This is a genomic window from Streptomyces sp. NPDC048257 (assembly GCF_043201855.1).
GTDB lineage: Bacteria > Actinomycetota > Actinomycetes > Streptomycetales > Streptomycetaceae > Streptomyces.
Genome location: NZ_JBICZI010000003.1, coordinates 368,838 through 393,533 on the forward strand (window position 1 = coordinate 368,838; position 24,696 = coordinate 393,533).

The following is a 24,696-nucleotide window of genomic DNA, read 5'->3' on the forward strand; positions in this document are numbered from 1 at the left end:
AGGCCCTAGTCGCCGGTCGTACCGTCGAGCATCTCGCGCAGGATGTCCAGGTGGCCGTTGTGGCGGGCTGTCTCCTCGGTGAGGTGGAGGAGAATCCAGCGCAGATCGACGAGGAGGCCGGTGCGGACGGCTCGCTTGGCCTGGTTTTCCAGGCCGTTCGCGGCGACCAGTTCGCGGTAGCGGGCGCTCTGTTCGGCGTATTCGTCGAGCAACTGCGTGAGCGGGAAGTCGACGGCGATACGCATCTCGCGGTCGGGGTCCTCCTCGGTCCAGGGGCCCCGGTCTTCCTCGCCGAGGAAGACCACTTGGAACCAGTAGTACTCGACCCAGCGGAGGTGGTTGATCACTCCGCTTATGGTCATCAGCGGTGAGCCCGGCAGGATTGCCTTGCGTGCGTTCTCCGCGGAGACGCCGGCGCACTTGGCGCGGGCGGTGTCACGTGTGTAGTCGAGGAACGTGGTGAGCTGGGTGCGCTCGTCCCACGCGGGCGGCGTGTCGTCGATTCTGGTCATCGCGCGAAGCGTCCCCGATCACCGCGACTGATGTCGAGGCATTTAACGCCGGGCCCAACCTGCCCCACCCAGCTCCTTGTCCGGAGGGTCGCGACAGCGATTCAGCGTCGGCGGCCTGTCCGGCATGATCCGCCGGGCAGGCCCTTAGTGACCTCTCCCCCGAGCCTGCGAGGGTCCACCGCCGCCTGGTCCAGGACAACCAGCCCCGCATCGGCGCCGACATTCGTTCGCGATCACCCGCCCGCTCCCACGGCCTGCCCCTCCACCTCGACCTCGCCGCCTCCCGCCTCCCGCCTCCCGCCTCCCGCTTCCCGCTTCCCGCTTCCCGGAGATCTGGCGCACCGGCCGCACCCCCGCTGCTGACTTCGACTGCAGCTTCCCCGCGCTTGTCGCCCGTACTCTCTCCGGCCTCAGGGGCGGCTCGAGCACAGAGCAAGTCGCCGCGCTAAGCGCGTCTGTGTTCATCGGCGAAGCCGATGGGTCGTGGAAGTCGCGCCCGCAGGGCTCCTTCTCGCGTTCTGACCTGCACGGACTCCTCAGCACGCCCCACGCGCGGGCCGCGTCACCCATGGGTCCCGCGGCCCGCGCCCCTCCCGTGACCGCGGGACAGGCGACCGACACCAGAGTTCGTCGCGATCGCAGTTGCGGGTTCTGAGCGGCGGCTGCATTCCCGGATGTTGGGATTTCGGTGGCCCGCTGCCGCCCCGGGAGTGGGGATGGTGCGCCGCGTGCGCGGTGTCGGCCCGCGGGGTCAGACGAGGGCGGCGACCAGCAGGGCGAAGGCGGCGATGATGACGGCGACGCGGACGTAGTGGTAGCGGTCCCAGCGGTTCGTCTGCTGCTTCCAGTCGGCGGGCCGGTTCTCGGGGGTCCACGTCTTGCTCCGGTTGTTGATCGGGACGAGCAGCAGGATCGACATGATCACGCTGAGGATCAGCAGCGCGCCGGCGGTGACGACGAGGCCGGTGCCGTGGTGGTGCCATCCGGCGATGGCCCAGGCCGCGACGAGGACGAGCGACGTGATGTACCAGACCGGCATCACGGCGCCGAGCATCCGGCCCCCGTGGGCGCGGCCGAGTTGGCCACTGTCGCCGGGGAGCGCGTTGAGAATCGGGTTGATGACGAAGGCGACGGAGAACTCCACCCCCACCATCACGCCGACGACCACGGTGGTGAAGACCTCAAGTGCGGTGAGCATGATGACCCTCCGAATTTCTAGCGTTGCTAGGTAGTGAGGCAACGCTAGTACTACTGCCGCTCGATTGTCTAGCGATGCTAGGATCGAATCATGTCGGTACAAGAACGCAAGGAGCGCGAACGGGCGGGCCGCGAACGCCTCATCGTGGCGACGGCCCGCGAACTCGCCGAGCAGCAGGGCTGGGACGCGGTCACCACCCGTCGGCTCGCCGAACGCATCGAGTACAGCCAGCCCGTCCTCTACAGCCACTTCCGCGGCAAGCGGGAGATCATCGGCGCAGTCGCCCTCGAAGGCGCCGCCGAGATGGCCGCGGCGCTGAGAGCCGCGACCCGCACCGCGGACGGCCCGCGCGCCCGGGTCGCCGCCCTGGCCCGCGCCTATCTCGACTTCGCCGAAGGCAACCCGGCGGTCTACGACGCCATGTTCCGGCTCGACGGCGGTCTGGCGTTCGCGCACGAGGACACCCCGGAGCCTCTGAAGGACGCCTTCGCCGCCCTGCTGGAGAACCTTGGCGAGGTCGCCGGGGACGGCGTCCACCCGGGACTGTTCACCGAGGTGTTCTGGGCGGCCCTGCACGGGCTGGCCACCCTGACCCGAGCGGGACGGCTGCCGCCGGAGGACACCGAGCGGAGGGTGGAGCTGCTGGTAGACCGGCTCGCCATGCTCTGACACACCATCGCGGCGGGCAGGGCAGCCGGGGTCCTCGGGTACCGGCTGCCCTGCCCGCGGCATTGGCATGGATCGCCGAGGTCGCGGACGAGCCCCTGGTGCTTGAGCCTGATGACCGGCAGGTGTGGCTGCCTCTGAGCAGCTGGACGGCGGCCTCTCCGCGCGCGTGCGGGCCGCCTGTCTCGTGCCCGCCGACCTGTTGGCGCCGTTCCGGCCGGGGCCCGCAGCCCCTCTGGCTCGTCAGCGCGCAGCGGCCGACGGCGTTCTGCCCCGGTGGCGCCGCTGTTCCGCGACGAGGGAGCCGACCGGGCAGGCGGCGGTCACAGGCCGATGCCCTGGCTGGCGGTCTCCTCCCAGCCGGCGTCCGCCCTCGCCGACATGGAGGCGCATTCCGTCGGCGGTGATGCTCGGCTGTCTTCGGATTTGGCCCGGCCGCACGGGCCGCGATCGAATCCGGCTGATGCAGTGCCGTGTCGAACGGATCGGGCCGCCCGGCCGCACCCGTGTCGAGAAGATCCCTGGTGGCGGCACGAAACCGGTGGGAGCGGGCGTGCTGCGCGCGAACCATCGAGCGTCTCGGTGAGGTGTGCGTTGGTCGGCTGCTGGCGCCGGTGCCTGAAGGCAACGAGGACGGCACAGCGCTGCTCGCCTCACTGGAGCGGGACCCGGGCGCGGTAGCGATCACGAAGTTCGGCTTGATTCCCATGCCATAGGGTCATGCAGTGACCAGCACCCTACCCACTTCCGAATGCGTGTTTGCCGATGAGTTGCTGCTCGAGGGATATGGCGGCCCGAGCGCGCTCTATGTGCGCGACCAAGCGCGCGGCGTCGTCAGGGCGGTGCACGCCGGAGCGGCGGTAGCCCCGGATGACACCGACAAGCTGGTCGACCTGCTGGGCGACCCGCAGGCATTCATCAACGAGCCGACCGAGCCTGCTCATCTGTGCGGGGAAAACCGCCACAACATCGCCAGAGCCTTGCTGATCCACGCGTGCCGTACCGACGATCCAAACCTCGTTCGCCGCCTGCGGCAGGTGGCTCCGTCGGAGGTCCACCGCATCGATCTTCGCCTCCCGCTGTCGGTGCCATGCCTGTTCGCGCTCTTCGACGGCCTCGGACAGGAAGAACTGGCCGTTCGTCACTCCGCCATGCACATGGTCCGCAACATCCACGGGCACACCGACATCACGCCGATTCTCGACACCATCATCAGCGAGCTGGCCTCCCCTGAGCACGGTCGCCGCTACCACCGGGTCGCCCCAGCCGATGGTGCACGCTGGGCGCTGGTCGCATACAGCCTCGACACCGATGATTCCGACAGCCTGCGCGAGCGGGTCGCGGCGGTGATCGACCCGGCTACGCCGACCCAGAACGCGCTGCGCACGCTGGCCGCTCTGTACGCGGTTGCCGAACAATTCGACCGGGTGATCAGCCTTGTCGGGCGCGCAAGCACCCGGGTCGCGGTCATCGGGGGGATCCACGACGCCGTCTGCGGGATCGCCGGAAACCTTGGGACTGCGGGAGATCTACCCAACGCGCGCTACCCCTTTGCCGAGGCGATCACTCTCGCCGAGGGCCTGGCCACCAACGCCGGCCACCGCAAGCAGGTGGAGGACATCCGCAAGCGGCTCAACCATCTCCGACCCAGGAACCCGGCCGCAGCTGGACCTCGTACTTCAGTTGGTACGTGAAGGCGCACGCTGAAGGTCACCCGGCTCGACCGGCTCTCCCGCTCGGTGCTGCACCAGGTGACCCTCGCCGTCGACCTGCGCCAGCGCGGCATGGGGCTGCATGCCCCCTGACCCCGCAGAACACCGGGAGGCCCGGCTACGCCGTAGCCGGGCCATCACGGGAGGGAGGAATCCCCATGGCCTGTCGTGCCTGTCGCCACGCCATCCTTGGCGACGAGGTCGTCGCTTAACATCCACCAGTTTGGCTGCGTAGGTCACAACTCACTGGGAACGATTATCGTCGGCTTTCGAGAGCGTCCGGGATCACAGCCGCTCGCGATGTCGACGAGAAGTAGGAACGCGTCCGGTGGCAAGGTGTGCCCAAGGCGGTCTCCGTGCGGTACCGGGCCGGTCGGAGGCAGCTGGCAGTCACCGGAGCCGGGATGGTTCGGTGCCGACGAGGCCGATACCGACGCGGCGTACGAGGCCCTGACCGGCGAGGAGCAATGGCCGGTCTTCCGGATCCCGTTCGGCGGCGGCCATACCGCGATCGTTCTGGGCCGCAACCTCGCCGACGACGCGGGGACGGAGTACTTCGTCTCCCACCAGGAGTGGGACCGGCACGGCTACCTGGCGACGATCGACGGACACCAGGCGGGCCCAGGGCTGTCCTGGCGGGAGCTCACACACATCGCCGGCACACCCGATCCTCGCGCTCCTGGCGTCCAGTTACTCCCTGTCCGGCTGCTGCTCCTGCTGCCCGCACTCGGCGATGCCGACCTGCCCGCCGAGGCGACGGGGCTGATCTCCGACGCGCTCATCGAAGTGGGCGTCGCCTCCGATGGAGCTCCCGGGCTGGCGCAAGCCCTTCTCCAGGACCACCCCCTGTGGGAGCCGGCGGGGTGGGAGCTGCCCACCGTCTCCCCACTCTCCGGGGGCCAGGACCACTTCCCTGGCATCCTGCACTGCGACGAGCCGGGCAGCCCGCGGTGTGGAACCCGGCTCGCCCAAGGCATCACCCGTGACCAAAGCGACCGTCTGTCCCGAGCCCTCGGTGCCTGGCCCACCCCGTGACCCCACGGAACGATCCAGCCTTCACACGCAGCGGCGACCTGCGAACACCGGAGCGCTTCCAGGCACCGTCAGGCCGTTGTCAGCGCTGAAAGCGAACGTTGCTGGCTCACGGAGACAAAGCCAACCAGTTCGTCGAAGCCGCGCCGCCGCCTGACGCCGCACCGATCGAGGCCCTGAGGCCGATCCTCACCAACCCCGCGTTCCCCGGAAGGACCCAAGACGCACCGGTCCGAACGGGCGGGAATGACGTACACCCACCAGTGACTTACGCCCTCCAGGCCCATTCGAACTGTCACGTGATGACCGCCCAGCCTCTGCGGCCAGCCCCATGTCTGTCGGACGCAGCCGCAGTGTTGACTTCCGGGGCTGACGACGCCGGTCTGCACTGCCCGTCAGTGTCGTCCTGAACCCCAAGGCCAGCCTCGACATTGCGCTGTTCGCCGACGACTGCGGCCCGTCCACCGCAGGTGCTGTGGCCTTCGGCTGCCTGCTTCACCTCGCTGCGGAGGAAGCAGCCGGGTTCTGTTGGGAGTTCACGGCCGGCGCCGGTGGACCGGAGCCTGCCTACCTGCTGATGTCGACCACGAACGGCGCGCCGAGTTGCGCGACGAGGCCATGTGGCGCGACCGGCTGACCGCCACGCTCGAACGCCGCCGGCTGCGGTCACCGGTGGCACAACCTACCTGTCGCTGACGGATGACGACGAGTGCCTCTCGCCAGGCGCAGACTCCGTTGGCAGCAGTTCGGCCGGCACGACCCCCGTCCACGCCTCACTGTTCGGCAGCCGCTGGTCGCGCGCCGCTAGCTGAGCGCGGCGTTCACGGCGGCCGCCGCGTGAATACGTGCGGTGGGGAAGACCGGCACCGGGCTGTCGTCGGCGCCCACCAGCAGCTCGATCTCGGTGCAGCCGAGGACGATCCCCTGGGCGCCGGCCGCCACGAGGCCCGCGATGACCTCCCGGTACGCGGTCCGGGAGTCCTCCCTCACGACGCCGAGGCACAGCTCCTCGTAGATCACCCGGTGCACCAGGGCGCGCCCGTCGACATCCGGTACGGACACGTCCAGTCCACCCGCCGCGAGCCGCCCCCGATAGAAATCCTGTTCCATCGTGAAAGCCGTGCCCAGCAGGCCGACCCGTTGCAGACCTTGGGCCCGTACCGCCTCCGCGGTGGCGTCGGCGAGGTGCAGCAAAGGAACCGTGACGGCCGCCTGCACCTGGTCGGCGACCTTGTGCATCGTGTTGGTGCACAGGAGTACGAGGTCCGCTCCCGCGGCCTCCAACGACCGGGCGGCCGCCGCCAGCACGTGGCCCGCCTCGTCCCAGCGCCCCTGCACCTGAAGCTGTTCGATCTCCGCGAAGTCCACGGAGTACAGCACGCAGCGCGCCGAGTGCAGTCCGCCGAGACGTTCGCGGGTGAACTCGTTCAGCAGCCGGTAGTACTCGGCTGTCGACTCCCAGCTCATCCCGCCGAGCAGGCCGATCGTCTTCATCGAGATGCCATCCATAAGTCTGAACCCTAGCAGCACGCATCATCCATAAGGATTACTTTGACTAGGGGGTCGCCGTGCTGCCGATGGCGCGCAGGCGGCGGTCGAGTTCCACACCGAAGTACATCTGCGCCAGCTTGGAGCGTCCGAGGAGCGCTTGGGCCGGTAGTCCTTCCCTGGACTGCAGGTCGTCCAGGTCGAGCCGTTCCGACTTCGCCGCGAAGCTCCCCGTGGTCACGACGCGGGCGGCCGGCTCGTGACCGTCGTCCGTCTCCCTGCGCGGCCCGGCGTCGAGCGCGACACCGGCGTTGTGGACCACTGCGTCGGGGCATTCCACCCCCAGCGACTTCGCCGCAGATCGCAGCGACGAGGGGTCTGCGAGGTCCAGCCGGACGGCCCGCACCCGCGCACCGGCGACACGTACACGTATCGAGGCCATGGCGGCGTCGGCCTTCGCGGGATTCCGGCTGCCGAGGACACCGGTCTCTCCGGTTGCCGACAGCTGCTCCGCGACGAAGTACCCGATGCCGGCGTTGCCGCCGGTGACCAGGAAGACGCTGCCGTCGGCAGGCGGCAGGCGGCAGGCGGCAGGCGGCAGGCGGCAGGCGGCAGGTCCTGCGTCCCCACTACGCACTGCCGACCGGGCACCGGTGGGACCCGGTGCCGGGTGTGACCCTGCTGGGCGACGCCGCCCACCTCGCGGCGCCGAACGGTGAAGGCGCCAACCTCGCCATGCTCGACGGCGCCGAACTCGGCCGGGCCCTCGCCGCCCACCCGGATGACATCGAGGCCGCACTCACCGAGTACGAGCAGGCCATGTTCCTCCGCAGCAGCGAGGTCGTCACTTTCGACGGTGCCGAGGTCCACGGGGGCGACGCCGACGGCAACACCGCCCGCGCCCTGTTCGACAGCATCACCGGGAAGGAGCGCGGGGAAAGAGGCTCTGTTGCGGGTGGCTAGCGGTGGCGGCCGGCCGAGCAGGACGATGTCGAGGACGGACGGGCGGCGCAGGGGCTGGTTGAGCCAGTAGACGATGGACAGCCCGCCCACGGACGTGATGCGCACGTCCTCGCCCCGGCCGGCGCGCCGGGCGCGGGCGCGTACGGCGGAAGGGGTACGTGGTCGGGCTGCGCACTCATCGGCTGGTCCTCCCGGCGGCTCTTACCTCGCACCGTCCCGATGCGCCGGGCACGCATCGAGCCGTTACTGCCGGACCGGACGCCCCGGCGGGGTGGACGGTGGCGGGATCACCGGCAGGTGATCGACGCGATCGTGTTCAAATACATTTGGAAGGTCAGCTGACCACCATCTCGATGCGAGTGTGCGCGGGTGAGCCCCGATCAGCGGCGGCCGGTGGCCAGGATGACGAGGAACTGGCCGCCGCCCGCCTCGATGCCGGCGGTTACCGGCAGCCCCGGTACCAGTCGGGAGAACCGGTCCACCAGCCAGTCCGCCGCCTCCTGGGCGTCCTTCCTGGTCGGACAACGGCCCACCATCTCGCGGCCCCCCTTGCGCTCCAGCCTGTCGGCAACGGCGATCAGCGGAGCGGGTTCCACTACATACAGGCGCTCCGGCCAGGCGATGACCACCTTGACCGCACCCTTGCGGGTATTGCACCCACGGTGCGCGAGCCGCTCGGCGACCTTGGCCTTCCGGTCGGCGGTCCGACTGTCGACACTCGGCCCCCGCGGATCGTTCACCGACTCGTCGGGGTCGACCGGCTCGTCACACACCCAGCACCGCCAGCCGTCGCGCTCGGCCACATCATCAAGGAGAGTCATCCAAGCAAACTAGCCTGCCCGGCCACCACCCACGCACCAAGGCCCCGCCAACGTCTCTCCCCCCTACAGCGCTGCGACACCTGACCGACTGGCGTGCAAGGACACAGGCGTGGCACGGGCAGACCGGCTCACTGCCGTCTGCCAACAGCGGCCCCACCGACCCCGTGTGCGGGGCCCCAACGCCTTCAGCACCCTGTCCACCACGGCCAGCCCATCCCTGCCGTCCCCGACTAGGCCGGCCCCACGACGACGTCCAGGCTGCCCGGACCAGGCCGCGCACGCGCCGGGATCCACCGAAAGCAGTACGGGGCCGCTCGGCAGGGGGGCTGACCCGGGCGCCTGCCGCCGTGCGCACCACAACGGCGACCCGGGCCCCGGTCCGGATGGCGGTGAGCTGCTGATGGGGCGGGACGTGGCGGGCTGACGCTGCGTGGTGGCGCCGCCGTCACCATCGGGCTGCTCTACCCGCGCCCGGCTTGCCCCTCATGCAGGTCAGGCCTCGCCCGGCCGGAACCACCACCCATCCATCAGCCGAACCGGCCGCCTCACCCTGCTCGCCGCCCCGCCGACCGGCCAACCCCGCCGGAGCCCCCGCGACCAAAGAGGGGGCTCGCCGGGGCCGACGCCGACCTTGTGTTCCGCGCGGACTCGTCGCGATGCGGGAAGGGTGGACTCAGCTCGGTGATCCGGACGCCGGTGCGGCCCCAGCGCCGCGCCCTGCGGTCCGGGACTGCGCTGCGGCCCCGCTGTCTGCCTCGGCGGCGTCGGCGAGGGCTTCTGCGGCGGCTTCCGCGGCTTTCGCCGCGTCCTTCGCGGCCTGGACGGCCAAGTCGTCCGAGGACGCCTCGCGGGTGGCTGCGGACTGGGGAAGGGATTCGGTGAAGGCGCGGGTGACGTTCTGGAGGGCGGAGGTGACCTCGCCGGGTATCACCCAGAACGTGTTGCCCGGGCCTTGCGCGAGCTGGGGGAGCACTTGGAGGTACTGGTAGGCGAGCAGTTTGGGGTCGGGGTCGTTGCGGTGGACGGCTTGGAAGACCTCGTCGATGGCCCGTGACTGCCCCTCCGCCTTGAGGATCTCGGCGGTCCGGTTGCCCTCGGCGCGCAGGACGGCGGACTGCTTGTCGCCTTCCGCGGTGAGGATCTGGGACTGGCGCTGCCCCTCGGCCCCGAGGATGGCGGCGCGCTTGTCCCGCTCCGCCCGCATCTGCTTCTCCATCGCGTCCTTGATGGACTGAGGCGGGTCGATGGCCTTGATCTCCACCCGGTTGACCCGGAGCCCCCACTTTCCGGTGGCCTCGTCAAGGACCCCGCGGAGTTGGTTGTTGATGGTGTCCCGCGAGGTCAGGGTCTTCTCCAGGTCCATGGACCCGACGACGTTGCGCAGCGTGGTGACCGTCAGCTGTTCCACCGCCTGGAGGAAGTTGGCGATCTCGTAGGCCGCCGCGCGCGGGTCGGTGACCTGGAAGTACAGGACGGTGTCGATCTCGACGACCAGGTTGTCCTCCGTGATGACCGGCTGCGGCTTGAAGGAGACGACCTGCTCACGCAGGTCGATCACCGGATAGACGCGGTCGACGTAGGGGATGACGACGTTGAGTCCGGGCTTCAGGGTGCGGTGGTAGCGGCCGAGCCGCTCGACGTTGCGTGCGCGGGCCTGGGGGACGATTCGTACCGCTCGCACCACGGTGAACACGGCGAGCACCGCGACGAGCAGACCGGCTATGAGGAAGGTGTCCATGGCTCACTCCCGGGGATAGACGAGCGCGGTGCTGCCCTTGATCTCCATGACATCGACGGCCGTACCGGGAGGGATCACCAACGTCTCGTCGTAGGCACGCGCCGTCCACTCCTCACCACCGATACGGACTCTGCCGCCCAGCTTCGACACCTCCGATGTCACGTAGGCGGCCTCGCCGACGAGGGCGTCGACACCGAAGCGCCCGTCCCCGTCCGGCGGTGAAGACAGGCGACGAAGCGCCACTGGGCGGACGAAAACCACGCCGACCGCCGACACGACCGCGAACACCAGAAACTGCCAGGGCAGGGGCAACCCGACAGCAGCGAATACGGCTGTGACCAGCGCTGCGCCGCCCAGCAGCCCGAGCGCGGCGGTGAGAGTGACGATCTCCACCGCCCCCAGGACCAGAGCGACGATCAGCCAGACCAGCCAGGGCTCCATGCCTTTCGCCTCCTCGTGAGTGAAGGAGAGCGCCAACTGAACCTTTTGTGAGTTTTACCCCGATAATTGTGCCGAGAACCAGCCGTCCAGTTCGGCGGACGCCGCAGCGTCGGAAGGTCGGCCGTCCGGGACGAAATGCAGTGCCAGGTTGCAGCACGCGCCAGCCTCGCGTGGGGAGAGGACGGCCTTATCACGTATTCCGCGAGCGGCTCTCCAGACTCGTCACACACAGTAGTCGCTGCGTGGAGGTCGGAGGCGAGGACGGCTGCGGCTTCCCTGCGGAGCCTCACTCAGGTAGGCGCATATGAGGTGCTGGAGGCTTTGTCCCAGTCCTGACTGCCGCTCTCCGAGTGCCGGTCCCCGGCTGAACGAGCCTTTGCGGCGCAGTGCTTCGCGGGCGCTGATCCTCAGGAAGATCACCACGTCGGGTGCGGTGAGGTGCGCGAAGACCTCTTCGGCGAGCCGGGTGGAGACGAGCCAGTAGTGGTCGCCACAGGCTCGGGCGGCGTGGGCGCTCAAAGCTTCGCAACCGCCTCCCCGGGGCGCCCGGCCCGCACCGGGTCGTCCCTGCCTCCTTGCGGCCCTGGCCCCGGCGTCACCTGACTGCCGGCAGGTCGTTACCCCGATCCCGGCTCCCACACAGGCATGCTGATGTCCCTGGTTCCTGGCCCGGGAGTGCGCATGCCTTGGAAACGTCTCGCGGAACACGCCGAAATCCTTGCCGTGCACGCGGCATACGTCGGATTCGGGAAGATTCTCTATTTCGGTGGCGACCAGCACAGTGGGAAGCAGAACGAGGTCCACGCGTTCGATGCCACGCGACTCTTCGACTGCGGATCGTTCGTGGTGAAGACCCTGCCGTCGCCACCGTTCGACTCCTTCTGCTCCGGTCACGCTTTCCTCGGTGCCGTCAATGTCGTGAAGATGCTCGTCGCCGGCGGAACCGAACGCTTTCTGAAGCAGACCGGCTTCCACCAACACCACTTTCCCGGACTGCGTGACGCAGCCGTCTTCAGTTCGCCCGACTTCGCGACGGGGAGCGGTGGATGGGACTGGCAGTCCGTGACCCGGATGAACATCAGTGGCATGGTCAAGGGGCCGGACACGGAGGATCCCCACCCCGCCCGCGGGCGGACCGGCGGACGCTGGTACCCGACCCTCCTCACGCTGCCCAGCGGTGACGTCATCGCCTTCTCCGGGCATCCGGGTCCGAGCGACCTCAACCACAACAACGACATTCCCGAGGTGTTCACCCGCAAGCCGGAACCCCAGGGAACCTGGCGTCTCCTCGCGCCGTACAGCAATCCTTCCGCTCACGCGTACTACCTCGAACACGCACAGCCGCTGTACCCGCGGGTCCACCTCCTGCCATCCGGCGACATCCTCTGCTCCAACCCGACGTACTACCCCAGGGAACGGCTTCCCGAGCGGCTGCAGGCACAGACGGACGACTCGCGGCCGCCCACGACGTTCAGCTTCCAGCCGGACGTGGGACCGTTCAACGGGAAGTTCACCGCTGTCGCACTGTTTCCCACTGCAGACGACGCACCGGTGGACTACGGCGGCTACAGTTCCACCTCCGTGCTGCTTCCCCTGGGGGAGAAACCCGCGAACGAGGCGAGCCGGAACAAGCCCAAGACCTACACCGCCGAAGTGATGATCTGCGGAGGGGCCAACAGGACGCCCTACCGTCTCACCCTCAACGGGTGGAAGCCCACAGCCGCCCCCGGCAACTGGCAATGGCGTCCGACAGGACAGCGCGCCACGAACGAGCGCCGCTTCCACGCGAACGCCACGATCCTCCCCACGGGGGAGATCGTGATGACCGGCGGCATCGACTACAAGCCTCTCAACATCCCCAACGCACCGCCTCCGCTGGACAACGCGGCCGTGCACAAGCCCGAGGTCTACAACCCCTACACCGACACCTGGTCCGTCCTGGACGGCCCGGGCGAGGAAGCTGCCACGGAGCGGAACTACCACTCGGTGGCCTTGCTGATGCCGGACGGCGGCGTGTGGACCGCCGGCTCCAACAAGGACGCCGCCCAGTCAGTCGTCAATGCGGTGCCTCCCGCGGACGACTACCGCAACCTCGACATCGAGATTTTCGAGCCGTGGTACCACGCCGTGCCTGAGGTGGAGCGTCCCTACATCACCAAGGCGCCCAGCCTGCTGTATCCGGGGACCACAGTGCCCATCGAGAGTACGTACGCGGACGAGATCGACCGCGTGGTCATGGTCGGCTGCGGTTCCTGCACCCATGCATTCGACTCGGGCCAGCGGCTGATCGAGCTGGCCTTCACGCACACGGGCGGCGACGTACTCCGGATCACCGTGCCGCCGAACAACAATGTGATGCCCCCAGGTCCCTATCTGCTCTTCACACTCCGGAGCTGGAGCAACCCGCTCGGGCTGCCGTCGTACGGCACGAACATCGTGGTGGTCCCGCCGCGCGAAAGATGACCGGGATGCTCCACCGGCCGCCAACGTGCGGACGCAGCCGTGCACGGCCCGCTCGGAGCTTGCGACAGCGCCGGCCAGGCCGTCGCAAGGGGGATGGTCGCGAGAGGCCGTCCTTTGCCGCCCGTCCCCGAAGGTCCGCTACTGGACCACCACGGGACCGACACGGGCGGCACGAGACGAGCTGGTCGGCCGGATGACGTGCAGGCGCCGCCGCCAGGAGGTGTCTTGCCGATCAGGCCGGCACGCGGGAACAGGATGGTCCCCGCACACGAGCGTGTGCGGGGACCGTCCTCGTACCGGGGTCAGATGAGCACGTAGCGGGCGCAGGTCGGCCCGTACCCGGCCTGCCGGGACAGCTCGTCGGTAAGGGGGCGCCCGCACTCACGGCACGTTGAGGACGGGCCCGCGCTGGTCGGCCGACACGATGGGGACGGCGGCAGGGCCCGGCTGGTCGACCGGCCGCCGTCGAAGGCGGAGGAAACCAGGTTGCTGATCGCGGCCGCTTTCACGGCCTGCTCGCGGGCCCGGACGGCGGTGGCCCGGAACCGCGTTGCGCGGCCCTGTTCGCCGTCGGCCGCGTCGGCGGGGGCGAGGGCGGGGGTGCTGCGGGGCGCCCACCTGAGGGCTGGTCAAACACATTGTGCGGGCGCCCCGCACGGGATGTGCGGGGCGCCCGAAATCCGGGCCGGGCTAGCCCAGCTCGTGTGAGCTGCGGCGCCGACCGGCAGCAAGCTCGCCGGCGCGGCACGGAAACCGTGGTGGCCCGCACGACGGAACGCCATCGGGCGGCGGCCTCTGGCGGCCCGTTCGACACCGTGCGGTTCGGGAGACGTCCGCTCCCGCTCGCCCTTTGGGTCTCGGCGGGGCGGATGACGGCCTTGCGGGAGGAACCGCAGCGATTCGGGGGCTACCGTTTGAGGTAGGCGAGGACGGCCAGTACCCGGCGGTTGTCGTCTGCGGACGGTTCGATCCGGAGTTTGGTGAAGATGGCGGCGGTGTGTTTGGCGACGGCGCTTTCGCTGATGAACAGGGTTTGCGCCACGGCCGCGTTGGAGCGGCCCTCGGCCATCAGTGCCAGTACGTCCAGTTCGCGCGGTGTCAGCTGGGCGGTGGTGCCCCGGGCGTCGCTGCGGGCCAATAGCCGTGCGATGACCTGCGGGTCCATGACCGTACCGCCCGCGGCGACGGTGCGTACCGCGTCGATGAACTGGGTGGTGTGCGTGATCCGGTCCTTGAGAAGGTAGCCGATGGCGCCTTGGCCTCCGGCGAGGAGTTCGTGGGCGTAGAGCTGGTCGACGTACTGGGAGAGTACGAGGACCGGGAGCGCCGGCCGGGTTCGGCGCGCTTCCAGGGCGGCTTGGAGGCCCTCGTCGGTGAAGGTGGGGGGCAGGCGGATGTCGACGACGGCGACGTCCGGTTGTTCTTCGAGGAGTGTTTTGAGCAGGGCGGGGCCGTTGTCGACTGCGGCGATCACCTCGAATCCGTGCTCCTGGAGGGTGCGGGTCAGTCCGTCCCGGAGGAGGAAGAGGTCTTCGGCGAGGACGACGCGCACGGTATCTCCAAGGTCGCGGTGGTCGGGCCGCCCGGCGGGCTGTGCAGGACGAGGGTTCCGTCGAAGGGGTCCAGGCGGCGGCGTACGCCTTGCAGTCCGCTTCCGTCGGGGTCGGCGCCGCCGCGGCCTTCGTCGGTGACCGTGGCGCGCAGGGCTCCGTCGGTGTGGCTGAGGCGGATGTGGACCTCGGGGGCGCCGGAGTGTTTGGCGGCGTTGGCGAGGAGTTCCGCGACGGCGAAGTAGCCGGCGGATTCCACCGGGGCCGGGAGCCGGCCGGGCAGGGCTGTCTCGATGCGCACGTCGAGGTGGCTGTCGAGGGCCAGTGAGCGGACCGCGTCGCCGAGCCCGCGGTCGGCGAGTATCGGGGGTAGGACGCCGTGGACGAGTTCGCGGAGGTCCTGGAGAGCCCTTTGGGAGGTGGCGCGTACCTCGTCCAGGAGGGCGCGGGCGACCGCGGGGTCGCGGTCGAGGAGCCGGGTGGCCGTGTCGAGGGTCATGCCCAGGGCGACGAGGCGGGCCTGCGCGCCGTCGTGCAGGTCCCGCTCGATGCGGCGCAGTTCGGCGGCCTGGACGTCGAGCATGTCGGCGCGGGATCCTGCGAGGTGTTCGATGCGGCGGACGAGTTCGGTGGTGTGCGGGGCGGCGAGCAGGCGTCTGCTCCAGCGTGCGTGGAGCCGCAGGGTGGCGGGGGCCAGCTTGAGTCCCGCGGCGATGAATCCGAGGCCGAGCAGGAGCGCGGCGAGCATCGTCGGGGTGGAGTCGACGAGGATGAAGGCGTACCAGTTGCCGTCGCCCAGGAGCCGCCAGACGAAGGGCTGTACGGCCGCGCCGAAGAGGCCGTACTCGAGGAGGGCCAGGGGCATGGCGGCGAGCAGTGCGCCTGTCCACGGCTCTGCCCAGGCCCAGCGCAGGTCGCGCCAGAACCCGTTGTCGCCGAGGAGGGCGTGGGCCTGTCGGTCGCGGCCGGTGGCGGCCTCGGGTGGGGTCGAGCGTGACGGAAGCGGCTGCGGTGGGCTGATCGCGGTCCCCGTCCAGCGGGCGGCCCAGTCGCGGTAGAGGTCGGAGGTGCGGCGCAGGGCCGCTGCGGCGGGCGGGAGCAGGCGGAAGCCGATGCCGATGGGCACGAGGAGCAGCGCCCCGACCACGAGGGCGCCGGCCCCGGAGACGGCGAGCGCGGCGAGCGAGAGCAGCTGGCAGCGGCCGATGTCGGCGAGCGCGCCCCTGAGGCTGATGCCGGGACGTCTGTCTGCCTGTGCCATGTCCACCTGTGGTTCCGTCATGTCAGCGCTGTTCGTTCGCCGTTGCGGCGGTGATCCTATCCGGCGTGGTCGCCGGCCGGCGGGCGGAGCCGATCCACGGAAGGGCTGCGGCGAGGCAGGCGGCACCGAAGACCACCATCGGCCCTGTTGCCGGGGACGCCTCGTCCGTCACGAACAGCATGCCGAGGTTGATCAGGGTGTGGAAGCCGCCCGCGAGGAGGAGCCGGTTGCTCCGTACGCGTTCCAGGGCCAGGCCGAGGATCACGGACATCGCGATGGTGGCTGTCAGGAATCCGGCCGCGAAGGCCGGCTCCTGGGTGAGGGGCGGTACGTGCCACAGGCCCCAGGCCGTCCCGACCAGGACGGAGGCGGTGACCGGGCCGAAGCGGGTGCGCAGCAGTGGCTGGAGGTAGCAGCGCCATCCGATCTCCTCGGCGCAGGCACCGATGAGTTGGGCCGTCACGAGCAGAGCGAGGGGGTGTGCGAAGGCTGGGGGGCTGGTGACGGGGAGGGAGCCGGAGGCGAGCAGGGCGCCGCCGGCCGACAGTGCGGCGATCAGGGCGGGGGTGAGGAGGAAGGCGGCCCGGTTGCCGGACGGCGGCCGGGCCTCGTGGTCTGCCGCTCCCTTGCTGCGGGCGGGCAGGGTTCCCGTGAGCCGATCCCTGATCCGGCCGGGCCACAGCAGTGCCACGGCCGCGACGGCGAGGGCGGGGCCGAACTGGGTCAGTTGCAGCACCTCGGGTGGTATGCCGGTCGCCGGCTGGAGGGCTCCGCACAGTCCCGCCGCCAGGACGGCGACGGCGAGGAACACCGCTGTCTGCGCCGCCCATCCGCTGCGCGGTGTTCGCCGCCGCCCCTGGTCCTGGTTCTGGTCCTGCTTGTGGCCCTGCTTGTGGTCCGGCATGGTGCCCGGCCTCCCCGTGAATCGACGGGGCGCGGCTGTCACGCCCCGCGTTCGACTCTGCCGGTTGGGGTCGGGGGCCGTCCTTGCACGTGGGTACCGGAGGGGGTGTATCCACGTACACCCCCCCCGAGGGCGGGTCAGGTTGTGGTGGAGTGCTTCTTGATTGCCTGGTTGAACACGCGAGCGGCCGTCAAACCGTCCCCGTTCGGCAGGTCAATCCGGTTCACGGTGTGCCGCGCCGGCTGACGTCGGCGGTGTAGGTGGCCCAGTCCACGGCGGATGCCTTCTTCATCGAACGGCGACCTTGGATGGGGACGCCGAGAAATCGCGGTGGGGGGTTCCTGCGTACCTCTCGCTGAGGGTTCCGGGCGGTCCTACCTGCTCGCGGCGGGAAGCCGTGAGGTCGCCGAGATCACCGCTCCGCCGGGCCCGTCGGCACCCGAGCCGCCGGCCGCGCCCTGACCGCTCCCGCCCCGGCGACCCCTGCCACCCTGACGGCGCGGCGTCACAGCGGAGCCGTCATCACGGCCCTGGACGGCGCCAACGGCGGCCGGGACTAGCTGAGTTCGTACGGGACGACGGCATGCCCTCAGGCCACTTCCGAGGCCTGCAGCAGCAGGTCGCGTAGAGCCGTGGCGGTGTCCGACGGCTCGGTGGGGGTGAGGACGACCTGGTCGACGGTGGTCGACGGGCCGGTGAGGGGGATCATGCGCAGGCCGGGTGGCTGGTGGTCGAGTGCCGATTCGACAGTGATGCCGATGCCCGTTCCCGCCGCGACATGAGCGGCGATGGCGTCCACGCCGTCGGCGGTTCTGATGATGCGCAGGTCGGCTCCGCCGATCTGGAAGGCGGACAGGAGGCGGTCGCAGAGGCCGCTGTTGATCTGATGGGGCCAGGTCAACAGGGCGGTGGTGGACAGTTCGGACGCGCTCAGCTCGGCGTGCCCGGCAAGGGGGTGGGCCGCCGGTACGAGCGCCATGAACCTCTCGGTGGACAGCACCCTCGTGCGTACGCCGGTGACGTCGCCGGTCGCCCAGCCGATGCCCAGCCCGATCGTCTCCGCCCGCAAGGCGGTGAGCTGGGCTGTGGTCGGCATGGTCTCCGGCACGATCGTCGTATCGGGGAAGCGGTCGCGCAGCTGCGGCAGGCAGCGCAACAGCAGCTGGTGGCCGGTGTATTCGGCGTGGCCGACGACGAGGGTGGTGCCGGTCCGGTCGCCGGCGGCCAGGGAGCGTCCGCGCTGCTGGAAGCGGCGGAGCTGGGCCAGGGTGGCGTGGGCGTCGGGCAGCAGCGCCTCGCCCAGGTCGGTCAGTGACACCCGACGGCTGGTGCGGTGGAACAGCCGCCCGCCCAGGGTGTTCTCCAGCCGCCTGACGGCGTCGCTGACGGTGGGCTGCCCACGGTGCAGGCGCGCGGCGGCGCGGCCGAAGTGGAGTTCTTCCGCGACCGCGACGAATGCTTCAAGTTCCATTCTGTCCACGGGACCACACTAGCTCGATCGATCGGTGTGACCGATCGCTGCCTACCGGAGTTCGGCGTTGATGCCGTGCCGTACGCGAGGTGTGATGGGTGGGCAAGCAGGGTTCCCCTCGATCGGAAGTAGTGAAGCGCACATGCCAGTCAATGACGTTGACCGTGAGCACGCCGCCCCGCCGGCCACGGTGACGGTGGTCTACCACTCGGTGCACGGACACACCCGGGTCCTGGCCGAGCACCTCGCCGACGGGGCGCGGCTGGTGCCGGGCACCCGGGTGCACCTCGTCGAGATCCGCCCCGAGGACGTCAACGCGGGCCGTTGGCACGATGCGGAGGTGCTGGCTCTGCTCGAACGCTCCGATGCGATCGTCCTCGGCTGCCCGACGCTGATGGGCAGTGTGTCGGCGGTGTTCAAGGCCTTCATGGAGGCGGCGTTCACGCCGTTCACGACGCAGGCGTGGAAGGACAAGCTGGCCGGAGGGTTCACGATGTCCGCCTCACAGAGCGGCGACAAGCTGGCGGTCCTGGAGCAACTGGCGGTATTCGGTGCGCAGATGGGCATGCAGTGGGTCGGCGTGGGCGACATGCCGGGCAACAACTGGAGCGGTGGCTCCCGCGACGATGTGAACCGGCTGGGCTCGTGGCTGGGTCTGATGAGCCAGAGCCATGCCGACCACGGACCGGAGCGCGCCGGATCGCGCGGCGACCGGATCACCGCGGAGCGGTACGGCGAGCGGATCGCCCGGCTGACTCAGCGTTGGGTCAACGCCGTGCCGTACGACACCCCCCGGATGACCGAACACGAGGCCCGCGCCCTGTCGGCCGCCCTCCGGGAGACGGACGCCGCACCGGCGGCACTGACCAGCGCCTGACCTGATCTGACCTGACCTGACAGACCACCCCGCACCGGCGTCGGCGTACTGGACAGGAACATCGACGCCGGCCGGGGGCGGGTCCCGGCACGGACGCCGCCGTACGTGCGGCCTCAGCACGCACGGCGGCGGCGGCCGGAGAGGCTGTGCCGATGTCGCTGCCGCAGGCCTTGGTGGATGTATCAGCCATACCGCTTGAAGAGGGCCTCGATGTATTCCTCCAGCCTTTGTGCCAGGACCCTGGATGTCAGGTCGACGCGGCCCAGTTCACGCCAGGGGACGGCGACCTTCTCCGCGTCCGGGGCGAAGCCCAGCGCGTCCAGCAGCCGCCAGTAGAGATGGGCACCGCCGTCTTCGGCCAGGGTTCCTCCCGCAGCGACGTAGCGATCGGCGAAGCGCATGCCTGCGGGGACCCCGTGCAGCAGGGCAAGGGCCGTCGAGCAGTGGGCCACGTCCAAGTCGGCCGGCCCCCACGAGGTCTCCACCCAGTCGACGACTCCACTGATCCGAAGATCATCGCCCGCGCCGGTGAAGAGGACGTTGCCGGGATGGAAGTCCCGGTGCAGAAAGCACCCCTGATAGGCCGGCGGCTCCCGGCGGATGACGTCGACCGCTCGCTGCCAGAGCTCGCCCCGGTCGGTGGCTGCGGGCGGGCTCACCCGGTCGGGAGAGGCCCAGGCCTGATAGGGGCGGGGCCGTTGTTGCCTGGACAACCGCAGCTGATGGACATCCACCAGCTGCCGGGCCAGCAGTTCGGCGCGGTCGTCGGCACCCTCGTCGCCGAGACGCACGGTCCCCGGCAGCAGGGACATCAGCAAGGAGGGGTGATCGCAGTGCTGCGCCGTCGCATCCACCGCTGCGAGCGTGGCCGCAGGCACGTCCGTGTCACCGAGCAGCCGCAGGATGGTCGCTTCACGGGTCAGCAGGCCCTCGGCGTGCCGAACGTAGAAGGGCTTGACGAAGGACCGCAGGACGACCGATCGCCGCCCGTCCGGACCGCAGAGGTCCAGGCGCCGCATCTCCGAGGTCCAGCCGCCGCGCAGCCGCACCACCTTCTCGATGCGCTCCGCCCCGGACAACCCTTTCTCCACCCAGGCCCGCGTCGCACCCCAGCCCTGAGCGTCACACGCCGCGCCGCGGCCGTCGGCCCCCTCGCCCGAAACCATGGAGCCAGAATATCCGCCGCCCGGCGAACGCATCCCTGAACCGGTCTTTCCCTGTGAAAGGAGTGCCGGCCGTCTCCGTCGCCGTCGCCAACTCGAGTGCCCAGCGCCGTCCAGAACGGTTCGAAGCTCGGCTGAACGGCCCGATCTCGCCGGCAGCGACCAGTTCCTCCAGGTCCTCGGGCTCCAGGAACTCCAGGGCTTCAGGTCGATGCCGTGGTACTTGGCCGCCGGCCACAGACATGCCCCAAGCGAGCGAGAGCTCCGGCGAGGCCGGTTGCCGAACGTGCGCACGACCCGTGACATCGCATCGACCGACGAACGCAGTTGAGCCGGACGAAAGCCACCGCTCTGTCGATCCGCACGACATCGGCACCGGCCGCAGGACGGCCACCCGGCAGCAGCGGCTCATCGAGGCGGGTGTGAAGCAGCGAGCATCTGCATGGGCCCCAGCGCTCCAGGGCCCCGGCAACCTGGAAAGCGTACGGCCACTCGCGGCCGTACGCTTTCCAGGCCGGACTGCCGTCGAGCCCTCGCCGCCCTGTGGATCAGATGCGGCCGCCGGTGAGCCTGGAGAGCGGGCCGCGCCGGCGCAGGCCCGCCCGGCGGCCCAGGGTGTAGGCGGTGGTCACGACGACGGCGGTGCCGGTGGCGGCTCCGGCGGCGATGGCCTTGCGGGCCCGGACCGCGGTCCAGATCCAGCCGGCTCGGCCGACAGTGCCACGCACGGCCTTCGCGGCGGCGGCGGTCTTCTCCGCCAGCGGCGCGGGGAGGGCGGTGAGGGAGCCCAGGGCCCCGCCCGCCGTGTCGGAAGCCGCCTTCGCTCCGTCGCGGGCCGCGCTCGCGGCCTGGGTCCGGGTCTTGGTCCCGTTGGCTGAGCTCCGGGACGTCGTACGGCTGTTGGTGGACTTCTCAGATTCAGTCATGTCTCGCGTGTGACCGGAACTCCGTTCGGTAAACCTCGGGTTCACAGCAGCTTCCCCAGCGGGCCGAGGTCGATGTTGAGATCCTCCGGCTCCAGCCCGAAGCGGGTGCGGAGGAGCTCCATACGGTCCTCCAGGAGCATCAGGGTCAGCCCGAGTCGCTCCTCCTGGTCCTCCGTCAGTCCGCCGGTCTCGACCCGGCGCAGGGCTTGGCGCTCCATCAGCTGACGCAGGAGTTCGATGACGGTGAGGACGAGGCAGGCGAGGTCGCGTTCGACGGTGTCGGGGTCGAGGTCCATCCGTTGGGGGCGGCTCATGGGGCTCCCTCCGTCCAGGGTGAGGGAACGGCGTCGTTCACCGAGCTGATCAGGGCTTTGAGGTCGATGCGTACGAGGTCGATGTCGGCGATCCGCAGGGTGATGTCGCCCGCGAGGACCACCCCGCCCGCCAGCAGGCGGTCGAGGAGGTCGACGAGGGCGACGTCCTGGTCTCCGATCATGAGGGTTCGGCCGGCGCGGCGCTGGTGTGGGTGAAGGAGTAGGGCACCCAGGGTCCGGTGACCTCCACCCTGACGCCGCTCGGCAGGTCGTCGGCCGACGGGATGCCGTCGAGGAAGGCCTGGCGGTGCGCGGTGGGAACGAGGTAGGCGGCGTTGAGGACGTTCTGCCCCGGCTCCTGGGTGAGTTGCCGCTGCTGGGGTGGGTGGAGCACGGCACCGGACGCCTTGTGTGAAAGCTCCTGGTGGAGGGCTTCGGCGGCGCGCTGGGCCTGGCCGGTGCGGTCGGCCTGGGCGCGGCGGTCGCTGAGGCGGCGGCGCAGGTAGTCGCGGCCCGAGGGGGCGCCGGCGGTGGCAGCGGGGCCCGGCTCGGCCGTGGCACCCGGTTCGGCGGGCTCGGGCTGCGCGTCGTCGGGCGTGTGGGCGTAGAGCTTGACGCCCCACTCCTCCGCGTCCGTGACCCGTCGCAGGGCCTCGCTGATGGGCTGGTGGGCCTCGGCCAGCATCCGCCGGACTCCTTGCCGGCCCCGGCAGATGGTCGCGAGCCGGAGGGGCACGGTGGTGTTCCCGCGGCCGACGCGGGCGACCACCTCGTGGTGTGCCCTGGCCACGCCGGCGAGCCAGTCGAGGTCTTCCAGGTGGGAGCGCAGCGGCTGCTCGTCGAAGTCCGCCGCATCCACGGGCTCGACGACCGCCGTGAGCCCCTGGTGCTCGACGAACTCCAGGCCCGTACCCAGACGGGCGTGGACGTCGAGCTCCAGGGGCGGGGCCGGCGGGGACGCGGTGTGCAGCACGGTGTAGACGTAGAGCAGTTCGTCGCCCACGGGGGTCTCGGGCATCACGGGCACGGGCATCACGGGTGCTCCTCATGGCGGGCTTCCAACTCCGCGACACGTCGGCGTAGTTCCTCGTTCTCCCGCCCCAGCTCGCGGTGCCGGGCCTTGGAGGAGAGCGCGGGGTCCTGTTCCCACCAGTCGATGCCCATCTCCTTGGCCCGGTCGACCGATGCGACCACCAGGCGGAGCTTGATGGTGAGCAGTTCGATGTCGAGCAGGTTGATGCGGATGTCGCCGGCGATGACCACGCCCTTGTCGAGGACCCGTTCGAGGATGTCGGCGAGGTTGGCGCTGGAGTTGTCGTCGTAGGCCCGGGGCAGGCCGGAGGGCATCGTCATGCGCGCCGTCGGCTTCCACGGCGCCCGCGGGTCTGCGCGGCTTCCGGCTCGTCCTGGGGGGTCTCTTCCGCTTGCTCTTCCGCTAGCTCGTCCTCGTCCTCGTCCTCGTCCTCGTCCTCGTCCTCGTACGGCTCCGGCCGCTCGTCTTCGGCGTCGAGGTCGAGGTCTTCGGGCTCGTCCTCTTCCGCGCCCTCGCCTTCGTCCTCGTAGGCCTCTTCGTACTCCCCGTCGTCGGCGTCATCGACGTCATCTGCGTCGTCCGCACCGCGCGGGGCGTCGTCGGCCCCGGCCTCGGGTTCTTCCTCGTAGAGGTCCTCGGGCTGTTCCTGCTCGTCCTCGTGCGCGTCGACGAGTTCGCCTTCGCGGATCTCGCCACGCCAGCCGTCGGGCCGCTCGCCCTTGACGGTGAGGAAGCGGGCGTAGTTCTTCAGGTCCAGGCGCACCCGCCGGCCCTGGGCGCGCCAGAGGTTCGCGGTCTTCTCCATGAAGCCCTGCGGGTGGTACTCGATGACCAGCAGGACGCGGGTGAGGTCGACCGCGAGTTCGTGGAAGGTGACCACGCCGCGGGTGGTGCCCTTGTGGCCTTCGGAGGTCCAGGCGATGCGCTCGTCGGGGATCTGCTCGGTGATGTGGGCCGTCCAGCTGCGCCGGGACCAGAAGATCTTGGCGTTCCAGTTGCTGGTGGTCTCGTCGACGGCCTCGGCGCTGGTGACCGCGTTCGCGAACTCGGGGAAGTCCCGGTAACGCGTCCACTGGTTGTAGGCGTCCTCGACGGGTACCCCGACGTCCACCGACTCCAGGATGACGGTGGGCCGGCCGCGGCCGGGCTTGCCGCCTCGCCTGCCCAGCCGCTCGCGCAGGGCGTTCGCAGCCTTGTCCTTGGCCTGCTTCGCACCGGCTTCGACGACCGCCCGCAAGGGCCCGCGGCCCTTGCCGATCTTGCGGGCGCTGTCGAGGGCCAGTGCCTTCAGCCCGGGGCTGCTGCCGTCGGCGAGGGCGTTCAGGTGGGCGGTGGAGCGGCCCATCGCCCGGCCGGCGCCCACCAGGAGGCGTTCGGCCTGGGCGATGAGGTAGTGCTCCAGCTCCTCCTTCGCCCGGTCGGCGGCGGGGCTGTCCTTGAGCCGTGCCAGGGTGGACTCAGGCATCGCCGTCACCTCCCCGGCCGCTGCCGGCGGACCGATTCGCGGCGCCCCGGGCAGGCCGCTTGCCGGTGCTCCTGCCGCTCGCCCTCGTCCTCTCGGGACTCTTGGCCGCGCTCTTGGTCGCGCTCCTGGTCCCGCTCTTGGCCGTGCCCTTGGCCGTGCCCGTGGCCGTGCCCTTGGCCGTGCCCTTGGCCGCGCTTCCGGCCGTGGACGAGGAGGTGGCGGCACGACGGCTGCCCGTTCGGGCGGCCGCCTGCTTGCGGGTCGCCGGACGCTTGCGGGCGGGCCGTTCGGCGCCGCCGCCCTCATCGTCCTCGTCCTCCTCGTCGCTCGCGTCGTTCGCGTAGCGCTCGCCGCCGTCCCCGGCCCCGTCGTCGCCGCCGGTGATGCCCGCGAGGCGGTCCTGCACATCCAGCGTACGGTCGTGCAGCCGGTCGGCGACCGCCTCCAGCCGACGGTCGACCAGGGCGCGCGTGGCCGCCGACCCCACTCCGCGCAGATCCGTACGCAACTGCTCCCGGAGCTCCTTGAACTGTGGGTTGTCGCCCAGCCGGTTGCCCACGAAGGACACGATCGAGGCTCCGTTGGGAGCGAGCTTGCGGCCGAGTACCAGGGTGGTCAGACCGAAGGCCAGCTTGGCCTTCTTCGTCCGCCCCAGTACGTAACCGGCGCTGACGGCCAGTCCCATTGCCATCCGGTTG

General features: G+C 70.3%; 24 protein-coding genes and 2 pseudogenes. 6 read left to right on the top strand and 20 right to left on the bottom strand.

Translation table 11 applies throughout. From position 1 onward, the window contains the following. Positions 1-5: 5 nt before the first annotated feature. Both ACGFZK_RS09320 and ACGFZK_RS09325 read right to left on the bottom strand, forming a co-directional pair. Positions 6-512, bottom strand: coding sequence for a DinB family protein (locus tag ACGFZK_RS09320; protein WP_393848235.1), 507 nt, complete (start codon positions 510-512; stop codon positions 6-8). A 751-nt stretch (positions 513-1,263) separates the two neighbouring features. Next, a complete protein-coding gene (locus tag ACGFZK_RS09325) occupies positions 1,264-1,710 on the bottom strand; it encodes an anthrone oxygenase family protein (RefSeq protein ID WP_393848236.1) in 447 nt (148 codons plus the stop codon). Positions 1,711-1,800: 90 nt separating this feature from the next. Between ACGFZK_RS09325 and ACGFZK_RS09330 the strand changes: the two genes are divergently transcribed. From ACGFZK_RS09330 to ACGFZK_RS09340, 3 genes are all read left to right on the top strand, one after another. Beyond that, positions 1,801-2,379 carry a TetR/AcrR family transcriptional regulator gene (locus tag ACGFZK_RS09330; protein WP_393848237.1) on the top strand — a complete coding sequence of 193 codons (579 nt, stop codon included), beginning with the start codon at positions 1,801-1,803 and terminating at the stop codon, positions 2,377-2,379. Between the two features lie 722 nt (positions 2,380-3,101). Further along, the gene (locus ACGFZK_RS09335; RefSeq protein ID WP_393848238.1) at positions 3,102-4,070 is read left to right on the top strand and encodes a hypothetical protein; all 969 of its coding nucleotides are present in this window, start codon (positions 3,102-3,104) and stop codon (positions 4,068-4,070) included. A gap of 354 nt (positions 4,071-4,424) precedes the next feature. Beyond that, the gene (locus ACGFZK_RS09340; protein ID WP_393848239.1) at positions 4,425-5,123 is read left to right on the top strand and encodes a hypothetical protein; all 699 of its coding nucleotides are present in this window, start codon (positions 4,425-4,427) and stop codon (positions 5,121-5,123) included. 801 nt (positions 5,124-5,924) lie between these two features. Here ACGFZK_RS09340 and ACGFZK_RS09345 read toward each other — a convergent pair. Both ACGFZK_RS09345 and ACGFZK_RS09350 read right to left on the bottom strand, forming a co-directional pair. Beyond that, on the bottom strand, positions 5,925-6,614 hold the full coding sequence (locus tag ACGFZK_RS09345) for an aspartate/glutamate racemase family protein (RefSeq protein WP_393848240.1): 690 nt from the start codon (positions 6,612-6,614) through the stop codon (positions 5,925-5,927). 73 nt (positions 6,615-6,687) lie between these two features. After that, positions 6,688-7,245, bottom strand: a pseudogene (locus ACGFZK_RS09350) (SDR family NAD(P)-dependent oxidoreductase); the annotation flags it as partial. Here ACGFZK_RS09350 and ACGFZK_RS09355 point away from each other — a divergent pair. Then, positions 7,224-7,571: pseudogene (locus ACGFZK_RS09355) on the top strand (FAD-dependent monooxygenase); the annotation flags it as partial. The pseudogenes ACGFZK_RS09350 and ACGFZK_RS09355 overlap by 22 nt on opposite strands. A 380-nt stretch (positions 7,572-7,951) precedes the next feature. Here the strand turns inward: ACGFZK_RS09355 and ACGFZK_RS09360 are convergent. The 3 genes from ACGFZK_RS09360 to ACGFZK_RS09370 all read right to left on the bottom strand — a co-directional run bounded on the left by ACGFZK_RS09360 (position 7,952) and on the right by ACGFZK_RS09370 (position 10,571). Beyond that, positions 7,952-8,392 carry a hypothetical protein gene (locus ACGFZK_RS09360; RefSeq protein ID WP_393848241.1) on the bottom strand — a complete coding sequence of 147 codons (441 nt, stop codon included), beginning with the start codon at positions 8,390-8,392 and terminating at the stop codon, positions 7,952-7,954. A gap of 673 nt (positions 8,393-9,065) precedes the next feature. Then, positions 9,066-10,130 (bottom strand): SPFH domain-containing protein, encoded by a 1,065-nt coding sequence (locus ACGFZK_RS09365; protein ID WP_393848242.1) that lies wholly within the window; start codon positions 10,128-10,130, stop codon positions 9,066-9,068. Between the two features lie 3 nt (positions 10,131-10,133). After that, the gene (locus ACGFZK_RS09370) at positions 10,134-10,571 is read right to left on the bottom strand and encodes an NfeD family protein (protein WP_393848243.1); all 438 of its coding nucleotides are present in this window, start codon (positions 10,569-10,571) and stop codon (positions 10,134-10,136) included. A 681-nt stretch (positions 10,572-11,252) separates the two neighbouring features. Between ACGFZK_RS09370 and ACGFZK_RS09375 the strand changes: the two genes are divergently transcribed. Beyond that, positions 11,253-13,034 carry a galactose oxidase early set domain-containing protein gene (locus ACGFZK_RS09375; protein ID WP_393848244.1) on the top strand — a complete coding sequence of 594 codons (1,782 nt, stop codon included), beginning with the start codon at positions 11,253-11,255 and terminating at the stop codon, positions 13,032-13,034. Positions 13,035-13,336: 302 nt separating this feature from the next. On the opposite strand, the gene ACGFZK_RS09380 is transcribed toward ACGFZK_RS09375, so the two are convergent. The 5 genes from ACGFZK_RS09380 to ACGFZK_RS09400 all read right to left on the bottom strand — a co-directional run bounded on the left by ACGFZK_RS09380 (position 13,337) and on the right by ACGFZK_RS09400 (position 18,220). Next, positions 13,337-13,543 carry a DUF6011 domain-containing protein gene (locus ACGFZK_RS09380; protein ID WP_393848245.1) on the bottom strand — a complete coding sequence of 69 codons (207 nt, stop codon included), beginning with the start codon at positions 13,541-13,543 and terminating at the stop codon, positions 13,337-13,339. Between the two features lie 398 nt (positions 13,544-13,941). Next, a complete protein-coding gene (locus ACGFZK_RS09385) occupies positions 13,942-14,586 on the bottom strand; it encodes a response regulator (protein WP_393848246.1) in 645 nt (214 codons plus the stop codon). Further along, complete coding sequence (locus ACGFZK_RS09390; RefSeq protein WP_393848247.1) at positions 14,538-15,866, bottom strand: histidine kinase; 1,329 nt, start codon at positions 15,864-15,866, stop codon at positions 14,538-14,540. The genes ACGFZK_RS09385 and ACGFZK_RS09390 overlap by 49 nt, the downstream gene beginning before the upstream one ends. A gap of 1 nt (position 15,867) precedes the next feature. Continuing rightward, on the bottom strand, positions 15,868-16,749 hold the full coding sequence (locus tag ACGFZK_RS09395; protein WP_393848248.1) for a CPBP family intramembrane glutamic endopeptidase: 882 nt from the start codon (positions 16,747-16,749) through the stop codon (positions 15,868-15,870). Positions 16,750-17,338: 589 nt separating this feature from the next. Beyond that, the gene (locus ACGFZK_RS09400; RefSeq protein ID WP_393848249.1) at positions 17,339-18,220 is read right to left on the bottom strand and encodes a LysR family transcriptional regulator; all 882 of its coding nucleotides are present in this window, start codon (positions 18,218-18,220) and stop codon (positions 17,339-17,341) included. A gap of 142 nt (positions 18,221-18,362) precedes the next feature. On the opposite strand from ACGFZK_RS09400, the gene ACGFZK_RS09405 reads away from it, so the two are divergent. Further along, positions 18,363-19,097, top strand: a complete 735-nt coding sequence (locus ACGFZK_RS09405) for a flavodoxin family protein (RefSeq protein ID WP_393848250.1) — start codon at positions 18,363-18,365, stop codon at positions 19,095-19,097. A gap of 182 nt (positions 19,098-19,279) precedes the next feature. Here ACGFZK_RS09405 and ACGFZK_RS09410 read toward each other — a convergent pair whose 3' ends face one another. The 8 genes from ACGFZK_RS09410 to ACGFZK_RS09445 all read right to left on the bottom strand — a co-directional run bounded on the left by ACGFZK_RS09410 (position 19,280) and on the right by ACGFZK_RS09445 (position 24,689). Next, entirely contained in the window at positions 19,280-20,263 is a 984-nt protein-coding gene (locus tag ACGFZK_RS09410) for a phosphotransferase family protein (RefSeq protein ID WP_393848251.1), read from the bottom strand. Positions 20,264-20,808: 545 nt separating this feature from the next. Next, positions 20,809-21,186 carry a hypothetical protein gene (locus tag ACGFZK_RS09415; protein WP_393848252.1) on the bottom strand — a complete coding sequence of 126 codons (378 nt, stop codon included), beginning with the start codon at positions 21,184-21,186 and terminating at the stop codon, positions 20,809-20,811. 41 nt (positions 21,187-21,227) lie between these two features. Beyond that, complete coding sequence (locus ACGFZK_RS09420; RefSeq protein ID WP_393848253.1) at positions 21,228-21,500, bottom strand: gas vesicle protein K; 273 nt, start codon at positions 21,498-21,500, stop codon at positions 21,228-21,230. Beyond that, a complete protein-coding gene (locus tag ACGFZK_RS09425; RefSeq protein WP_393848254.1) occupies positions 21,497-21,682 on the bottom strand; it encodes a gas vesicle protein in 186 nt (61 codons plus the stop codon). Before ACGFZK_RS09425 ends, ACGFZK_RS09420 begins: the two co-directional genes overlap by 4 nt. Next, entirely contained in the window at positions 21,679-22,533 is an 855-nt protein-coding gene (locus ACGFZK_RS09430; protein WP_393848255.1) for a GvpL/GvpF family gas vesicle protein, read from the bottom strand. The genes ACGFZK_RS09425 and ACGFZK_RS09430 overlap by 4 nt, the downstream gene beginning before the upstream one ends. After that, the gene (locus ACGFZK_RS09435) at positions 22,533-22,853 is read right to left on the bottom strand and encodes a gas vesicle protein (RefSeq protein WP_393848256.1); all 321 of its coding nucleotides are present in this window, start codon (positions 22,851-22,853) and stop codon (positions 22,533-22,535) included. The genes ACGFZK_RS09430 and ACGFZK_RS09435 overlap by 1 nt, the downstream gene beginning before the upstream one ends. Beyond that, positions 22,850-23,998, bottom strand: a complete 1,149-nt coding sequence (locus ACGFZK_RS09440) for an SRPBCC family protein (protein WP_393848257.1) — start codon at positions 23,996-23,998, stop codon at positions 22,850-22,852. The genes ACGFZK_RS09435 and ACGFZK_RS09440 overlap by 4 nt, the downstream gene beginning before the upstream one ends. Continuing rightward, positions 23,991-24,689: a DNA primase gene (locus tag ACGFZK_RS09445; protein ID WP_393848258.1), complete on the bottom strand. Its 699-nt coding sequence runs from the start codon at positions 24,687-24,689 to the stop codon at positions 23,991-23,993. The genes ACGFZK_RS09440 and ACGFZK_RS09445 overlap by 8 nt, the downstream gene beginning before the upstream one ends. Positions 24,690-24,696: the final 7 nt, after the last annotated feature.

Coding starts and splice junctions, on each gene's coding strand:
- ACGFZK_RS09320 (WP_393848235.1), bottom strand. CDS start 512: ATGACCAGAATCGACGACACGCCGCCCGCGTGGGACGAGCGCACCCAG.
- ACGFZK_RS09325 (WP_393848236.1), bottom strand. CDS start 1,710: ATGCTCACCGCACTTGAGGTCTTCACCACCGTGGTCGTCGGCGTGATG.
- ACGFZK_RS09330 (WP_393848237.1), top strand. CDS start 1,801: ATGTCGGTACAAGAACGCAAGGAGCGCGAACGGGCGGGCCGCGAACGC.
- ACGFZK_RS09345 (WP_393848240.1), bottom strand. CDS start 6,614: ATGAAGACGATCGGCCTGCTCGGCGGGATGAGCTGGGAGTCGACAGCC.
- ACGFZK_RS09360 (WP_393848241.1), bottom strand. CDS start 8,392: ATGACTCTCCTTGATGATGTGGCCGAGCGCGACGGCTGGCGGTGCTGG.
- ACGFZK_RS09365 (WP_393848242.1), bottom strand. CDS start 10,130: ATGGACACCTTCCTCATAGCCGGTCTGCTCGTCGCGGTGCTCGCCGTG.
- ACGFZK_RS09370 (WP_393848243.1), bottom strand. CDS start 10,571: ATGGAGCCCTGGCTGGTCTGGCTGATCGTCGCTCTGGTCCTGGGGGCG.
- ACGFZK_RS09375 (WP_393848244.1), top strand. CDS start 11,253: ATGCCTTGGAAACGTCTCGCGGAACACGCCGAAATCCTTGCCGTGCAC.
- ACGFZK_RS09390 (WP_393848247.1), bottom strand. CDS start 15,866: ATGACGGAACCACAGGTGGACATGGCACAGGCAGACAGACGTCCCGGC.
- ACGFZK_RS09395 (WP_393848248.1), bottom strand. CDS start 16,749: ATGCCGGACCACAAGCAGGGCCACAAGCAGGACCAGAACCAGGACCAG.
- ACGFZK_RS09400 (WP_393848249.1), bottom strand. CDS start 18,220: ATGGAACTTGAAGCATTCGTCGCGGTCGCGGAAGAACTCCACTTCGGC.
- ACGFZK_RS09405 (WP_393848250.1), top strand. CDS start 18,363: ATGCCAGTCAATGACGTTGACCGTGAGCACGCCGCCCCGCCGGCCACG.
- ACGFZK_RS09410 (WP_393848251.1), bottom strand. CDS start 20,263: ATGGTTTCGGGCGAGGGGGCCGACGGCCGCGGCGCGGCGTGTGACGCT.
- ACGFZK_RS09415 (WP_393848252.1), bottom strand. CDS start 21,186: ATGACTGAATCTGAGAAGTCCACCAACAGCCGTACGACGTCCCGGAGC.
- ACGFZK_RS09420 (WP_393848253.1), bottom strand. CDS start 21,500: ATGAGCCGCCCCCAACGGATGGACCTCGACCCCGACACCGTCGAACGC.
- ACGFZK_RS09425 (WP_393848254.1), bottom strand. CDS start 21,682: ATGATCGGAGACCAGGACGTCGCCCTCGTCGACCTCCTCGACCGCCTG.
- ACGFZK_RS09430 (WP_393848255.1), bottom strand. CDS start 22,533: ATGCCCGTGCCCGTGATGCCCGAGACCCCCGTGGGCGACGAACTGCTC.
- ACGFZK_RS09435 (WP_393848256.1), bottom strand. CDS start 22,853: ATGACGATGCCCTCCGGCCTGCCCCGGGCCTACGACGACAACTCCAGC.
- ACGFZK_RS09440 (WP_393848257.1), bottom strand. CDS start 23,998: ATGCCTGAGTCCACCCTGGCACGGCTCAAGGACAGCCCCGCCGCCGAC.
- ACGFZK_RS09445 (WP_393848258.1), bottom strand. CDS start 24,689: ATGGCAATGGGACTGGCCGTCAGCGCCGGTTACGTACTGGGGCGGACG.